1 protein-coding gene is annotated in these 1,281 nt (G+C 59.9%); it reads right to left on the bottom strand.

The genetic code is table 11. The features are described 5' to 3' along the window. Positions 1 to 119: 119 nt before the first annotated feature. Positions 120 to 1,281, bottom strand: a 1,162-nt coding sequence (locus tag HHL08_RS25255; protein ID WP_235955323.1) for a helix-turn-helix domain-containing protein, incomplete at its 5' end; no start/stop codon positions are given.

Here is a 1,281-nt window from a genome sequence, read left to right as displayed (position 1 = left end):
CGGATGTAAAGGAGATCAGGCACCGCGAACTCAAACGGCAGCAGGAACATCTCATCGAGAAGGTCCGCCCGTTCGAGGTCGATGATGACCGAAGTGTCGGAAACCAGAACCGTCACGGATCAGGCCGCCACCTGATCCAGTCGTCGATCGAGTTCGCGCACGGAAATGCCGAGTAGCTCGGCGGCCCGCGACTCTCCGATCACGCCTTCGGCCAAGGCCCGAAAGCATAGGCGCTCGAAACGACGAGGTTCTTCCAGTTCCGGCTTCATGCTTTCCGGTTCCTCGAATGGTGAGGTCCGCCAGCCACGCTCCGCAAAAACCTTGAACAGACGGGCGCAGGCCGCCTGGTTGATGATGCCAAGATCCTTGCAGCGATACGCCAGGGCCTGGATGCTGACACCGAACAGTCGCTTGAGCGCCACCAGTTCGCCGATGCTGATCGAGGATCGATGGGCGCCCACTTCGGCACGGAGCACGTCCGCCGGCATCAGAAACGCGCCAGCGAAGCGATGTGCGGCCTTCTCCTCGTCGACACCGCCAGAGGGAGCGATGACCATATGACCAAGCTCATGCGCCAGATTGAAGCGCTTGCGTTCCGACCAGGAGCTCTGCTTGATGACAATGACGCGCGCCGCATCGCTGCCCTTGCGCCGGACCTTGGCGGCAAGCCCGTCCACATCATCAAGATCGAGTGAGAGCACCTTGATGCCGCGTTCCTCGAGCAGCTCCGCGAGTTGCGGGATGGGGTCGTTACCCAGCCCCCAATCGTCCCGAACGGAACGGGCCGCATCTTCCGCATCCCGAATATCTGACACGGGATGCGGCGCGCTTCGCGGCTGTTCCCATTCGACGCTGCGCATCTGGAGCATGTCCTCGACCGCGAGATAGCGTTCAAGCATGTGAATGGCGCGCGCTTCGAGCGTGGCTTCCTCACGGGACGACGTGCCGACCTTCTTACGAAAATCCACGCCTTCCAGCGACAGCTCGTCCTCGTTCAGTAGATATTCCTCGGAGACAGAGAGCGCTTTCGCAAGGGCGATCAGTACGCGAGAACTCGGCATATCTTCGTTGCGTTCATACTTGCCGACGGCCTGAGCGGAGACGATGCTGCCCATGGCATCGGCAAGCGCCCGTAGCGACATGCCGGATGCCGACCTCGCGACCTTTAGCTTGTTTCCGATCATGATGGCCTCCTTGACGACCGCAACAGGTCGGTTTCCATAAATGCGATATAGGAACACTTTTGTAAACCAAAACCTCTTGAAAAGCGGTAAACAGCAC

Source organism: Sphingobium psychrophilum, assembly GCF_012927105.1.
GTDB lineage: Bacteria > Pseudomonadota > Alphaproteobacteria > Sphingomonadales > Sphingomonadaceae > Sphingobium > Sphingobium psychrophilum.
Note: the sequence above shows the minus strand (reverse complement) of the source record. Positions and strands in the feature narration are given on the sequence as shown.